Origin of the sequence: Kineococcus endophyticus (genome assembly GCF_040796495.1) — a bacterium.
GTDB lineage: Bacteria > Actinomycetota > Actinomycetes > Actinomycetales > Kineococcaceae > Kineococcus > Kineococcus endophyticus.
In genome coordinates this window covers 1-13246 of the sequence record NZ_JBFNQN010000001.1, presented here as the reverse complement: position 1 = coordinate 13246, position 13246 = coordinate 1, and the positions used below count along the sequence as shown (strand labels likewise).

Here is a 13246-nt window from a genome sequence, read left to right as displayed (position 1 = left end):
CCCGCGCGCGGGGTGCGCCAGGATGTCGGGGTGCATCACGACCGCGAGGACACCGCCGCCCAGGAGGAGGCGCTGCGCGCCGCCCGCGACGAGGCCGCGCAGGTCCTCGCCGAGCTCGCCGCCGAAGCGCGGTCGTTGTCGAAGGCCTACGCCGGCCGGACGGCGCGCCTGCCCGACGGCTCCGCGCTGGCGGGCCTCGTCGACGCCGCCCGCCGCGCGGAGGAGGCCGTCGACATCGCCGCCCACGACCTCGCCACCGCGCGCGGCGAGGACGCCTGACCCCTCCTCCCCCGGCGGAGAGCACGCCCTCCGCCCCCGCCCCCGCCACGCCGGGGGCGGAAAACACTCTTTCCGCCCCTTGAGGGGGCGGTCGCGGGGCGGAGAGCACGCCTTCCGCCCGCGGCGGGCGCGGTCAGAGGGTCAGGGCGTACGTCCGGTAGGTGGTGTCGCGCACCCAGCCCTCGCTCTCGTAGAGGGCCTGCGCGGTGGTGTTGGTGTGCGCGGTCTCCAGGACAGCGGTCGTCGCGCCCGCCGCACGCGCGTGGTCGGCGACGGCGCGCAGCAGCGTCCGCCCGGCGCCGAGACCGCGGGCGGCCGGGTCGACGAAGAGGTCGTACAGGACCCAGGCGGGAGCCAGCTCCAGGGAGGCCCACGTCGGGTAGCACTGGGCGAACCCCACGGCCCGACCGCCCGCCTCGGCGAGCAGGACGACGCTGTCCCCGTTGCCCATGCGTGCCGACAGGTACGCGGTCACCTCGGCGGGCTCGCGGGGGCACTCGTAGAACTCGAGGTAGCCGGCGAAGAGCCGCGCCACCTCGTCCACGTCGGTCACGTCCGCCCGCCGCACCACCACGTCGCTGAGCATGGCGACCACCCTGGCAGCCGGCCGCGTCGGGGCGGAAGGTGTGCTCTCGGCCCCGGAGGGTCGCCTGGAAGGGCGGAAAGAGTGTTTTCCACGCGGGCTGGGGGCGGGCTGGGGGCCGGCTGCGGGGGCTTCGGCGTGCGGCGGTCGTGTCCTGGGCGGACCATCGTGGGCGGGCTCCGGGCTCGGGGTTCCGTGCACCGAGGGAGAACCGCATGAGTTCGGAGAGCGCGCCGGGGCGCGGCAGCGACGTCAGTTCCAGCGCAGAGGACGAGAAGCACACCACGACGAAGGTGGTGATGATCTCGGTCGTGGCCGCCATCGGCGGGTTCCTCTTCGGGTTCGACACCTCGGTCGTCAACGGCGCCGTGGACGCGATCACCGACCAGTTCGCGCTGTCGAAGGCGCTGTCCGGTTTCGCGGTGTCCTGCGCCCTGCTCGGCGCGGCCGTCGGTGCGTGGTTCGCCGGGCGCATCGCCGACCGGTTCGGCCGCAAGGCGGTCATGGTCGTCGGTGGTGTCCTGTTCGCGATCGGTGCCGTCGGGTCGGCCTTCGCCTTCAACGTCTGGGACCTCATCGCCTGGCGCGTCGTCGGCGGACTCGGGGTCGGCGTCGCCTCCGTCATCGCGCCGACCTACATCGCCGAGGTGGCCCCCGCGCACATCCGTGGCCGGCTCGCCTCGCTGCAGCAGCTCGCCATCACGGTCGGCATCTTCGCCGCGCTGCTGTCGGACGCGTTCATCGCCAACACCGCCGGGTCCGCGTCCGAGGAGACCTGGCTGGGCTGGGAGGCGTGGCGGTGGATGTTCCTCGTCGGCGTCGTCCCGTCCGTGGTCTGGGCGTTCCTCGCCCTGCAGGTCCCGGAGTCGCCGCGCTACCTCATCGCCAAGGGCGAGACGCAGCGGGCCGGCGAGGTCCTGCGCGAGGTCCTCGGCACCCGCAGCCTGGAGGCGGTGCAGCGCAAGGTCACCGAGATCAAGAACTCGATGCGCCGCGAGCACGACCCGAGCCTGCGTGACCTGCGCGGGCCGAAGTTCGGGCTGCTCCCCGTCGTCTGGGTGGGCATCCTGCTGTCGGTCCTGCAGCAGGGCGTCGGCATCAACGTGATCTTCTACTACTCCACGACCCTGTGGCAGGCCGTCGGTTTCCAGGAGTCGGACGCGCTCACGACGTCCGTCATCACGTCCGTGACCAACGTCGTCGTCACGTTCATCGCCATCGCCACGGTCGACAAGATCGGCCGCAAACCGCTGCTGACCATCGGTTCTGCGGGCATGTTCGTCTCCCTCACCGTCATGGCCATCGCCTTCTCCCAGGCCGGTGGCTCCACCGACAACCCGACCCTGCCGGACCCGTGGGGACCCATCGCGGTCGTCGCGGCCAACGTCTACGTCATCTCGTTCGGGGCGACGTGGGGGCCCGTGGTCTGGGTGCTGCTCGGGGAGATGTTCCCCAACAAGATCCGCGCCGCCGGCTTGGCCGTCGCGGCCGCCGCGCAGTGGCTGGCGAACTTCGCCATCTCCACGAGCTTCCCGGCCCTGGCCGGCGTCGGGTTGCAGTTCGCCTACGGCCTCTACGCCCTCATCGCGCTGCTGTCGTTCGTCTTCGTCCGCAAGGCGGTGCGGGAGACGAAGGGCCGCGAACTCGAGGACATGGACGAGGACGCGCCGGCGGCGGCGCGGTGACGACGTCGTGACCCTCCACCTCGACCACGCGGAGGGGCGCGACGCGCTGCTCGACGAACTCGCCGAGTGGGAACGGCTCCTGGGAGCGTTCGACGACCTCGACGCCCCCAGCCGCTGCGCCGGGTGGACGTGCGGGCAGGTGCTCGCGCACGTCCACCTGGGTCTGCAGGACGTCGCCCTCGCCCTGCTCGCGGTCGAGGGGCCGGGCGAGGTGACGGTCGACGCGGCGGGCTACTGGACGCGCTACCCGACCGCGTCCGACCCCGACGCAGGATCGGCGTTCCTGGCGGGTCTGGTGGCTGCCTACGCGCGTCCGGCCGCCCTCACGGCCCACGTGGCCGGGACCGTCCGCGGGCTGGCCCGCGGGGTGGAACGGGCCCCCGAGGGCCGGATCGTGTTCCAGGACATGACCTTCTCGACCGGGGACTTCCTCGGCAGCTGGGCCGTCGAGCTCGCCGTCCACCACCTCGACCTCGAGCTCATCGCGGACCCGCCCGCGGCGAGCGCCCTGCACCTGGCCCGACGGACGGTCGAGGACCTCACGGACACGGCGGTCCCCACCGACTGGGACGACGCCACCGCCGTCCTCGCCGGCACCGGCCGGGTCCGGCTCAGCGACGCGGAGGCCGCACGGCACCCCGGTCTGCGCGAGGCGCTCCCCGTCCTGCGCTGAGGCCCCTCACTCCACGACGACGTGCGCGCGGACCGTGACGTCCTCGCCGTTCCGGGCGATCCAGCCCTGCTGCTCGGCGAAGGCGAGCATCCCCTCGAACTGCTCGTCCCACCCCGCGTCGGCGCCCTCGGCGTGCGCGGTCTCCCGCAGCCACGACACCGAGACGCGGACGTGCGCGGCGGCGACGTCCTCGCCCTCGGCGTCGAGCTCCCCCACCGATCCCAGGACGGCGGACAGGTCGCTCACGGACGTGCCGGCGGGAACGGTCACGTCGAAGGAGGTGAAGACGTCGTGGTCGAGCAGTTCGGCGGGCTGGGCGGCGGTCGGGTCGACGGCGATGCGCACGGGCGGTTCCTCCGGGGGCTCGTCAGGACCGGGACATCCGGACCTCGGGAACGCCCGTCGCGGCGTCGAGATGGTCGCTGCCGGGGACGACGGTGAACCCGTGCCGAGCGTAGAACCTCCGGGCCCGGAGGTTCTCGCGGAACACCCACAGCTGCGCCGGTCGCTCCCCGACCGCTCGCAGCAGCAGCGCGGCCGCGAGGCCCGTGCCGCGGTGGTGGGCCGCCACGTACAGGCTGCGCAGTTCCCAGTGCGGCTCCCCGGGGATCCAGCTCACGACGCCCGTGACCTCCCCGGACCCGGGCTCCTCGGCCAGCGCGCACTCCCGCGCACCCGTCACCAGGGTCTCCGTCCACCGGGCCAGCCGCTCCGGGACGCGCTGCGCCCGCAGGAACGCGTCCGGGACGAGCCCCGCGTAGCACTCGTCCCACGTCCGGGTCTGGAACTCCGCGACGGCGAGCGCGTCCGCCGGCAGTGCGTCCCGGACGATCACTCCCGGGCCATCCTCCGCGCCACCTCCGCCTGCTCGCGCTCGATCCGGTTGCCGATGACGATCGAGCAGATCCAGATCACCGCGAACACCCCGCCGACGACGAACATCAACGGCACCACGAAACCCCCGGCGATGATGACCACCTGGAGGACCCACCCCAGCGCGTAGCCGCCGCGGCGCCGCAGCATCCCCGCCGCCAGCAGGCACAGGAGCACGAGCACGCCCCCGACGACGAGGTACGTCGAGCTGCGCTGCTCCATCGGCACGAGCCCGTAGGCGACCAGCGTCGCGAAGAACACGATGAGCGCCTCGCTGCCGAGGGTCGTCGCAGCCATGAGCCGCTTGGGGTTCCTCACTGCTTCCCCTTCCCCAGCAACGCGCGCGCGTCACCGGCGAGCACGACCGACCCGGCCACGACGACCCCGGCGCCGGAACCCCCGATGCCGCCGCCCGCGCCCGCCTCGGCCTCCGCGAGGTCGACCGCGGTGGCAATGGCCTCGTCGAGCCGTTCGACGACGTGGACGCGGTCCTCGCCGAAGACGTCCTCGGCGAGTTCGCCCAGTTCGGACGGTTCCATGCCGCGCGTGGAGCTCGACCGGGTGACGACCACCTCGGCCAGGACCGGCTCGAGGGCCTGCAGCACCCCCTCGACGTCCTTGTCCGCCATGACGGCCACGACCCCGACGAGACGGCTCAGCGTGAACGCCTCGGCGATCGCCGCGGCCAGGGCCTGCGCCCCGGCCGGGTTGTGCGCCGCGTCGGCCAGGATCAGCGGCGACGTGCGCAGCACCTCGAGGCGTCCCGGCGAGGAGGCGTCGGCGAACGCGGCCTCGACCAGCCCGGGCGACAACGTCCCGCCCGGAAGGGCGAGCAGGGCCTCGGCCGTCGAGAGCGCCACGGCGGCGTTCTCGGCCTGGTGGGCGCCGTGCAGGGGCAGGAACACGTCGGAGTACAGCCCGCCGCGCGTGCGCAGCGAGACCTGCTGGCCGCCGACGGCCAGCGCCCGCTCCTCGACCCCGAAGTCGAACCCCTCCCGCACGACGGTGACGCGTTCGGCGGCGGCCTTGGCCAGCAGCACCGCGCCGGCCTCCTCCTCCTGCTTGCCGAGCACGACGGTCGACCCGTGCTTGATGATCCCGGCCTTCTGCCCGGCGATCTCCTCCAGCGTCGACCCGAGCCACGTCTCGTGGTCCATCGACACCGGCGTGATGACCGCGACGTCGGGCTGCACGACGTTCGTGGTGTCCCACGTGCCGCCGAGACCGGTCTCGATGACGGCGACGTCGACGGGGGTGTCCGCGAAGGCAGCGAACGCCATGAGCGTCAGCACCTCGAAGAAGCTGAGCCGCGGTTCCCCGCGCTCGGCCGCCCGCTCGTCGACGATCGTCACGACGGGTTCGACGTCGTCCCAGGCACGCACGAACGCAGCGTGCGTGACGGGCTCCCCGTCGATCGAGATGCGCTCGGTGATGTCGACGAGGTGCGGGCTGGTGAACCGGCCGGTGCGCAGGTCGTGCTCGCGGACCAGCCGCTCCACCATGCGCGCCGTCGACGTCTTGCCGTTGGTGCCGGCGAGGTGCACGACGCGGTAGGCCAGCTGCGGGTCGCCCAGCAGTCCGCACGCCTCGCGCACGCGGTCCAGCGTCGGGTGGATCCGGTGCTCGGGGTTGCGGTCGAGGATCAGCGCGACGACGGCCTCGAACCGGTCGTCCTCCTCCTCGACCGGTCCCGACGGCAGCAGGCGACCCTCGGTGCTCACGCGCGGGGACCGGTGGTCCTGCGGGACCCGGCCGCGCCGCATCCCGTCCGTCCCGAAGGCCTCCCCCGTGTCGTCGGTGCCGTCGCCGAGGGGACCCATGAGCTCCTCGAGCTCGCGGTCCACGTCGTCGCGGTCGTCGCCGTGTCCCGGGGCGTTCACCGCTGCCCCCCGACCTCGTCGGCGCGCTGGACCGCGATGCGGACCTCGTGCCCCTCGACCGTCCCCACGAGCGTCGCCTCCTCCGTGCTGACCGCCGACGCCGAGCCGCTGGACCCGAACTGCTGGGCGAGCGTCTCGGACACGACGAGGTTCTGGTGCGTCACGAGCGCCTCCCACACGGGACCGTCCGCGGCCACCGTCAACCGGATGCGGTCGCTGACGTGCAGCCCCGCGTCGCGGCGGGCCTGCTGGACGAGGCGGACGACGTCGCGCGCGATGCCCTCGGCCGCCAGCTCCGGCGTCACCGTGGTGTCGAGGACGACGAAACCCCCGCCCTCGAGCGCGGACGTCGCGACGCCGGTGTCGGCGCCCTCGACCGTCGTCGTGAGCTCGTACTCGCCCTCGACGAGTTCGATCCCCCCCGCCACGACGGTGCCGTCGGGGCGTTCGGTCCAGTCCCCGCTCTTGGACCCCTTGATCGCCTGCTGCACCTGCTTGCCCAGGCGCGGGCCGGCCGCGCGGGCGTTGACCGTCAGCTTGGCGACGACGCCGTACTCGGTGGCGCGCTCGATCGGCGCGAGCGCGACCTGCCGCACGTTCACCTCGTCCGCGACGAGCTGGGCGAAGGGTTCCAGCGCCGCCGGGTCGGCGACGAGGACCTCGAGCTTGTCCAGCGGCAGCCGGACGCGCAGGCCGTTCGCCTTGCGCAGTGCCAGGGCGCTGGAGCAGGTCGCCCGCACCTCGTCCATGGCGGCGACGAGGTCGGGGTCGCTCGGCAGGTCCAGCGGGTCGGGCCAGTCGGTGAGGTGCACCGACCGGCCACCCGTCAGCGTCCGCCAGATCTCCTCGGAGAACAGCGGGAGCAGCGGCGCCAGCATGCGCGTCGTCGTCTCCAGCACCGTGTAGAGGGTGTCGAAGGCGTCGCGGGCGCGCTCGGACTCCCCGTCCCAGAAGGCCGCCCGGGAACGGCGCACGTACCAGTTCGTCAGCGAGTCCAGGAACTGCCGCGACGTCTCGCACGCACCGGCGATGTCGTAGACGTCGAGCTGCTCGGTCACGCGCGCGACGGTGTCGTGCAGCTTGGCCAGCACGTACCGGTCCAGGACGTCGCCCGACGTCGTGCGCCAGCGCGGGGTGTGGCTGGAGGTGCCGGAGTACAGCTGGAAGAACTGGAACGTGTTCCACAGCGGCAGCAGCACCTGGCGCACCGAGTCGCGGATGCCCTGCTCGGTGACGATGAGGTTCCCGCCGCGCAGCACGGGGGAACTCATGAGGAACCAGCGCATGGCGTCGGACCCGTCGCGGTCGAGCACCTCGGACACGTCCGGGTAGTTCCGCAGCGACTTGCTCATCTTGCGGCCGTCGTCACCGAGCAGGATCCCGTGCGAGACGCACGTGCGGAACGCGGGCCGGTCGAAGAGCGCCGTGGCCAGGACGTGCAGCGTGTAGAACCAGCCGCGCGTCTGCCCGATGTACTCGACGATGAAGTCGCCCGGGTAGTGGCTCTCGAACCAGTCGGTGTTCTCGAACGGGTAGTGCACCTGGGCGAACGGCATCGAGCCGGACTCGAACCAGCAGTCGAGGACCTCGGGGACGCGGCGCATGGTGGAGCGCCCCGTCGGGTCGTCGGGGTTGGGCCGCGTCAGTTCGTCAACGTGGGGGCGGTGCAGGTCGGTCGGCCGCACGCCGAAGTCGCGTTCGAGGTCGTCGAGGGAACCGTAGACGTCGACGCGCGGGTACGTCGGGTCGTCCGACATCCACACCGGGATCGGGCTGCCCCAGTAGCGGTTGCGGCTGATCGACCAGTCGCGCGCGCCCTCGAGCCACTTGCCGAAGGACCCGTGCTGGACGTGCTCGGGAACCCACGTGATCTGCTCGTTGAGCTCGACCATGCGGTCGCGGATCGCCGTGACCTTGACGAACCAGCTCGACACGGCGCGGTAGATGAGGGCGTTCCCGCACCGCCAGCAGTGCGGGTAGGAGTGGTCGTACGTCTCCAGCCGCAGCAGCAGCGCACCGGACGGGACCCCGTCGCGCAGCGTGCGGTTGATCTCCTTGTTCGCGTCGAAGACGTGCATCCCGGCGAAGTCGCGGACCTCGCCGGTGAACGTGCCGTTCGAGGCGACGGGGACGACCGGGACGATGCCGGCCGCGTCGGTGACGAGCTTGTCGTCCTCACCGAAGGCGGGGGCGATGTGGACCATCCCCGTGCCGGAGTCGGTCGTGACGTAGTCGGCGGCCAGGACCTGGTGGGCGTTCTCCCGGCCCGCGAAGTAGTCGAACGGCGGGACGTAGCGGCGGCCCAGCAGGTCGGCCCCGCGCTTGCGCGCCACGACGCGGTCGGCGGCGTCCTCGCCCAGTTCGCGGGCGTAGTGCGGCAACCGGTCCGCGGCCAGCAGGAACTTCCGTCCCTCGTGGTCGCCGGTGCCCGTCACGACGACGTACTCCGGGTCCGGGTGGACGGCCATCGCGAGGTTGCTGGGCAGCGTCCACGGGGTCGTGGTCCAGATCAGGCCCAGGACGCCGTCGAGGTCGTCACCGGCGTCGGTGAACCGGAACCCGACGGTGACCGCGGGGTCCTGCCGGTTGCGGTAGACGTCGTCGAGGCGCGTCTCGGAGTTGCTGAGCGGCGTCTCGCAGCGCCAGCAGTAGGCCAGGACGCGGAAGCCCTCGTAGACGAGCCCCTTGTCCCACAACGTCTTGAAGGCCCACATGACCGACTCCATGTAGTCGGTGTCGAGGGTCTTGTAGTCGTTCTCGAAGTCCACCCAGCGCGCCTGGCGGGTGACGTACTCCTCCCACTCCTTCGTGTACTTCAGCACGGAGGTGCGGCAGGCGTCGTTGAACGCGGCGACGCCGAGCGCGTCGATCTGCGACTTGTGGGTGATGCCGAGCTGCTTCTCGGCCTCGACCTCGGCGGGCAGGCCGTGGGTGTCCCAGCCGAAGCGGCGCTCGACCTGGTGCCCGCGCATCGTCTTGTAGCGCGGGACGAGGTCCTTGACGTAGCCGGTCAGCAGGTGGCCGTAGTGCGGCAGGCCGTTGGCGAAGGGCGGGCCGTCGTAGAAGACGAACTCCCCGGCCGCGGAGCCCTTGCGGGCCTCGACGCTGGCGCGGAAGGTGTCGTCGCGGGCCCAGGAGTCCAGGACGGCGCGCTCGATCTCGGGGAAGCTCGGCCCGCCCTGCGCGTCGCCGGTCTGGGGGGCTTCCGTCACGTCCTCGGACACCGTGTCTCCTCGACTGAACTGCTCCAGCCGCGAGGACGACGCCCGCCGGGGCCGGCGGTGCCGCGGTACCACCCCGCTTGCCGCCCACGCCCTCCCCAGCGGGAAGAACGGGACGACCGCTCTCGTCCGGCTGTCACGGGCCGCACCCGTCCGGTTCTAGTGAGGTGCCCGGGAGCACCCGTTCTTCCGGAGGCTCACCGGTGATGGCCGGATCGACGCCTGTGCGCCCATCGTAACCGGCGCCGGCCCGCCGGTCTTCCCCGTTCGGCCGCGCCCCGCCCGCTCCGTCACCGGCGACGACGGTGCGTGACATGGAGCGCCGATCACCGTGAGCACCCGTCACCGGGAGTGACGGAGACGGGTCCACACGGTCGGTAGGTGAGCGCAGCGTTACCCCTAGCGGCGGAACGGAGCTGTTGAAGGAGCAATCGGCTACCTAACGTCACTGACGAGCCCCACCGCACCACGCAGCCCCAGCCCTGAGCCCGACGCCCTGAGCCCCGCCCACGGAGGCAGCCCCCATGGCCGTGCAAGACCTCGCTCCGCTCCTCGTCCAGCCCGAGCCCCGCATCGTCGAGGGGACCGTCCTGCCCCGGACGTCGATCCCCGCTCCCCGCTCCGGCTTCGCCGAGCGCCTCGCCGACACGGCCGTGACCGCCCGCCGCGCGCTCGAGGTCACGATCCACCGCCTGCGCTACCGCCCCGCGACCCGCCGCGTCGCGAAGATGGCCGTGCTGCTGCCGGCGCACAACGAGGAGTCCGACATCGAGGCGTGCCTCGACTCCCTCGTGGCGCAGACCCGCACCCCCGACCTCATCGTCGTCATCGCGGACAACTGCACCGACGACACGGTGAAGATCGCCCGCCGCTACAAGGGCATCAAGGTCATCGAGACCTCCGGGAACACCGACGCCAAGGTCGGGGCCCTGGCCACCGGGTACGCCGAGTTCCTCGCCGGCGGCGCCTTCGACGTCATGGTCAGCATGGACGCCGACGTCGTCCTGGACCCCGACTGCCTCGCCGACCTCGAGGCCGAGCTCCTCAAGACGCCCAGCGCGGCGGCCGTGTCGGCCAAGTACCACTTCGCCGAGGGCCAGGGCGGCTGGTTCAACCGCCAGCTCGTCCGCGCGCAGAAGATGGACTTCACCCAGTTCCAGGTCCGCGCCAACGAGCGCGCCCGCCGCACCACGATCGTCGGCGGCCAGTGCTCCGCGTTCCGGTTCTCGGCCATCGACGAGGTGACCCGCCGGCACCGCCGCGCGGCCCCCTGGACGAACGAGACGGCGACCGAGGACGCGCAGCTGGGCCTGGAACTGCAGGAGATGGGCTGGACGACGGTCATGTCGGCCACCGCCCGCGCCCAGGTCGGCGCGATGCCGACCGTCCGCGCCCTGTCCGGCCAGCGCGCCAAGTGGAACGCCGGCCTCATCGCCCTCATGACGAGCATGCCGCTGTCCAAGCGCACGCTGCCCTTCTGGCTGCAGCACATCGGCCTGGGCCTCAACGTGTTCATGCGCCTGGCCTTCGTCGCCCTGCTCGCCGCCTCGGTCTCCACCCACCAGTTCGTGTGGTCCTGGTGGTGGATCACCCCGACCGCCCTCGCGGCGCTCTACCAGCTGAAGATGGCGCACCTGTCCCCCCACCGTCGCGGCGCCGACTACCTGTTCGCCGCCCTGTGGCTGCCGGGTGAGGCGTGGCTGTGGTTCTCGGGCTGGAACACGGCCAAGTCCTGGGTGACGCACCTGCTCGGCACCCGTCGCGACCTGTGGGCCGCCCAGGCCGCGGCCGAGGCCGGCAAGCGTTCCGGCGGCGGCGCCGGCGCCCTGCTCGGCACGATCGTCGGCTCGGTCGTCGTCTCCTCCGTCGGCGCCTGGTACTGGCTGACGCAGGCCAGCGTCGAGTTCCAGCGCCTGGTCCTGACCGTCGGATGGCGCTCCCTCGCCTTCATGACCATCGTCGCCAGCATCCTGCTGCTCATCAAGCTGCTCCGCCCGACCCGCGGGCTCACCGCCTGATCGCGAACCCTCGCCGAACGGCCCGGACCCCACCAGGTCCGGGCCGTTCCGCGTTTCCCTGACAGGCGCCGGCGCGCGTCAGACCGAGGAGCCGTCCGAGCGGCGGGGTCGGCGGCACGCCCAGTCGGCACGACCTAGGTCGCGGGCGGGATGCGCAGGTGCCCGGCCGGCAGGCCCCACAACCACACGTCCGCCTCGTCCAGCGCTGCCCGCAACGCCTCCCCAGGGCTGTCCGCCACCCACTCGCTGGCCGGGAACTCGACACCCGGGACGGGGATGGAGACCGTCCAGGACCAGGGGTCGGGCGATGCCCGTCGGTCGTACCGCACCGTCAGCTCCAGGCCGGCCTCATCGCGCGGGAGGTGGCAGCACAGGCGGGACGCGTCGGCCAGCAGCGGTGACCACCCCCGCCAGGACGACGGCGTGCCGAAGACGTCGGCAGCGAGCCCCACCGGCAGCGACACCCCTCCCTCGGTGCCCTCGGCCAAGGACCTGCTGAACTCCTCCACCGCCCCGGCGGGATGGCCGGCCAGCTCGCTCCTGGTCACGGTCGAGTCCGCCGGACCGTCGATGACCTCCCACGACAGGTCGGCAGCATCGCCTCCCAGCGGGCTGAAGGGCACGTACGCGAGGGTGAAGCCGTGCACACCGGACGTCGGCACCTGCTGGAGCAGCATCCACACCAGCGCCGTCGAGACGGCCTCCTCCACGTCCGACCACGGTCGCGGATCAGCCCAGCCCTTGGCTCCGCTCGGCACGTCGAGGTCTGGTCGGTAGGTCACCACGGCAGGATGGCCCCACGCAGCTCGACAGCGCCCTCCGCTCGGACCGCGTGCACGTCGTCGTGCTGAGGCGGACGACGGCGAGGGCCGGGCGCAGTGCGGGCCAGGTGGAACTGATGCCGCTCTCGGACCCACCGACGAGAGCTCGCGGGACGAGCCCGCAGCTCCTCCGGCCACGTGCGAGCCGTTCCGCAGGAGAAACCCCTCGCCCGTGAGCCGGGCGTGGACCTCCCGGTGCACGTCCACTCCATCGACGACCGGAACCGACAGCGGCTGTCGTCCAAGGCCTGTCGCACCGGGGAGGCGGTGACGGCTCGCCGGTCCACGGGCCGCGTCGAGGTTCCGTACCGGTCGACGGCCACGACGTCGGAGGCACCGTTCCGAGCAGGAGGCACTCTGCGTAGCGCGTTCCCGAGACGAGGCACGGGCGCGGAACGGGGAACGGGGAACGGGGAACGGGGAACGTCGAGGGTGACGTGCCAGCGGTACCACACGGCGTCGTGAGCGATCCGCTCCATCCACAACGTCCACCCACAGAACAATTCACAGTAGACAGCCTGTAAAACGTTGCTGCACATGAAGTTACGGGGCTAAGGGTCTAGCCCTACAGGGTTTGTTCGACTACCCTAGAACACGTGACCCCCACCGCCCAGCACGCAGCCCAGGACGCCCTCACGCGCCTGAGTTCCGCCCTGGACGACCTGCTCACCCTGCCGACCGGAACCCTCGACCGCGACGACGTCGACCACGCCGTCCGCGCCGCGTACGCCCTCGGCAACCGCCTCGACGCCGCCAAACTCCGCCTCGTGCGCGCCGCCCTGGACCACACCACCGACGGCACCGTCACCGACCTGCTCGCCACCCACCCGGTGAACCTGTCCCGCCCCCACGCCCGCAAGGACGTCGCCGCCGCCCGCCACACCGACCCCGACACACTCGAGGATGGAGGCTGGGACGAACATGTCGGCGGTCTACGCGGCGACCGCGGTTCCCTGGCCCGCCTCGGCGCGCAACTCACCGCCGGGAACACCACCCTGGCCCACGTCCACTCCGCCGTCACCGCCCTGCGCTCCATCCCCACCACCCTGCGCCGCGGCACCGTCGACCTGGAAGTCGAGATGGCTCCCGGTGAACGGGTCTGGACCACCAAACGCCGCTCAGACCTGCTCGACGGGTTCCTCGCCACCGTCACCGCCACCCAACCCCTGGCCACCTCCACCCACGTCCTCGACGAGCTCCTCACCCGCCTGGA

General features: G+C 72.3%; 12 protein-coding genes. 5 read left to right on the top strand and 7 right to left on the bottom strand.

Features of this window, described 5'->3' with window-relative positions; all coding sequences use genetic code 11:
• The first annotated feature begins 30 nt into the window (after positions 1–30).
• Positions 31–279 (top strand): hypothetical protein, encoded by a 249-nt coding sequence (locus AB1207_RS00060; RefSeq protein WP_367635739.1) that lies wholly within the window; start codon positions 31–33, stop codon positions 277–279.
• A gap of 133 nt (positions 280–412) precedes the next feature.
• Here AB1207_RS00060 and AB1207_RS00055 read toward each other — a convergent pair whose 3' ends face one another.
• Complete coding sequence (locus AB1207_RS00055; protein ID WP_367635738.1) at positions 413–865, bottom strand: GNAT family N-acetyltransferase; 453 nt, start codon at positions 863–865, stop codon at positions 413–415.
• A 212-nt stretch (positions 866–1077) separates the two neighbouring features.
• On the opposite strand from AB1207_RS00055, the gene AB1207_RS00050 reads away from it, so the two are divergent.
• Together AB1207_RS00050 and AB1207_RS00045 are read left to right on the top strand one after the other, a co-directional pair.
• Positions 1078–2547, top strand: a complete 1470-nt coding sequence (locus tag AB1207_RS00050; RefSeq protein ID WP_367635737.1) for a sugar porter family MFS transporter — start codon at positions 1078–1080, stop codon at positions 2545–2547.
• A gap of 7 nt (positions 2548–2554) precedes the next feature.
• Positions 2555–3220 carry a maleylpyruvate isomerase N-terminal domain-containing protein gene (locus tag AB1207_RS00045; protein WP_367635736.1) on the top strand — a complete coding sequence of 222 codons (666 nt, stop codon included), beginning with the start codon at positions 2555–2557 and terminating at the stop codon, positions 3218–3220.
• Positions 3221–3226: 6 nt separating this feature from the next.
• On the opposite strand, the gene AB1207_RS00040 is transcribed toward AB1207_RS00045, so the two are convergent.
• The 5 genes from AB1207_RS00040 to ileS are packed head-to-tail and all read right to left on the bottom strand — an operon-like array spanning position 3227 to position 9197.
• A complete protein-coding gene (locus AB1207_RS00040) occupies positions 3227–3565 on the bottom strand; it encodes a hypothetical protein (RefSeq protein WP_367635735.1) in 339 nt (112 codons plus the stop codon).
• A gap of 22 nt (positions 3566–3587) precedes the next feature.
• Positions 3588–4055, bottom strand: coding sequence for a GNAT family N-acetyltransferase (locus AB1207_RS00035; protein ID WP_367635734.1), 468 nt, complete (start codon positions 4053–4055; stop codon positions 3588–3590).
• Positions 4052–4411: a DUF4233 domain-containing protein gene (locus tag AB1207_RS00030; RefSeq protein ID WP_367635733.1), complete on the bottom strand. Its 360-nt coding sequence runs from the start codon at positions 4409–4411 to the stop codon at positions 4052–4054. Before AB1207_RS00030 ends, AB1207_RS00035 begins: the two co-directional genes overlap by 4 nt.
• Positions 4408–5913 (bottom strand): bifunctional folylpolyglutamate synthase/dihydrofolate synthase, encoded by a 1506-nt coding sequence (locus AB1207_RS00025; RefSeq protein ID WP_367636127.1) that lies wholly within the window; start codon positions 5911–5913, stop codon positions 4408–4410. Before AB1207_RS00025 ends, AB1207_RS00030 begins: the two co-directional genes overlap by 4 nt.
• Positions 5914–5969: 56 nt before the next feature.
• Positions 5970–9197 carry an isoleucine--tRNA ligase gene (gene ileS, locus AB1207_RS00020; protein ID WP_367635732.1) on the bottom strand — a complete coding sequence of 1076 codons (3228 nt, stop codon included), beginning with the start codon at positions 9195–9197 and terminating at the stop codon, positions 5970–5972.
• 521 nt (positions 9198–9718) lie between these two features.
• Here ileS and AB1207_RS00015 point away from each other — a divergent pair.
• Positions 9719–11212, top strand: a complete 1494-nt coding sequence (locus AB1207_RS00015; protein ID WP_367635731.1) for a glycosyltransferase family 2 protein — start codon at positions 9719–9721, stop codon at positions 11210–11212.
• Between the two features lie 134 nt (positions 11213–11346).
• Here the strand turns inward: AB1207_RS00015 and AB1207_RS00010 are convergent, their stop codons facing one another.
• The gene (locus AB1207_RS00010; protein WP_367635730.1) at positions 11347–11994 is read right to left on the bottom strand and encodes a hypothetical protein; all 648 of its coding nucleotides are present in this window, start codon (positions 11992–11994) and stop codon (positions 11347–11349) included.
• 635 nt (positions 11995–12629) lie between these two features.
• Here AB1207_RS00010 and AB1207_RS00005 point away from each other — a divergent pair.
• Positions 12630–13246 (top strand): hypothetical protein (locus AB1207_RS00005; RefSeq protein ID WP_367635729.1); only part of this gene is annotated, 617 nt, incomplete at its 3' end.

Coding starts and splice junctions, on each gene's coding strand:
- AB1207_RS00015 (WP_367635731.1), top strand. CDS start 9,719: ATGGCCGTGCAAGACCTCGCTCCGCTCCTCGTCCAGCCCGAGCCCCGC.
- AB1207_RS00025 (WP_367636127.1), bottom strand. CDS start 5,913: ATGGGTCCCCTCGGCGACGGCACCGACGACACGGGGGAGGCCTTCGGG.
- AB1207_RS00055 (WP_367635738.1), bottom strand. CDS start 865: ATGCTCAGCGACGTGGTGGTGCGGCGGGCGGACGTGACCGACGTGGAC.
- AB1207_RS00050 (WP_367635737.1), top strand. CDS start 1,078: ATGAGTTCGGAGAGCGCGCCGGGGCGCGGCAGCGACGTCAGTTCCAGC.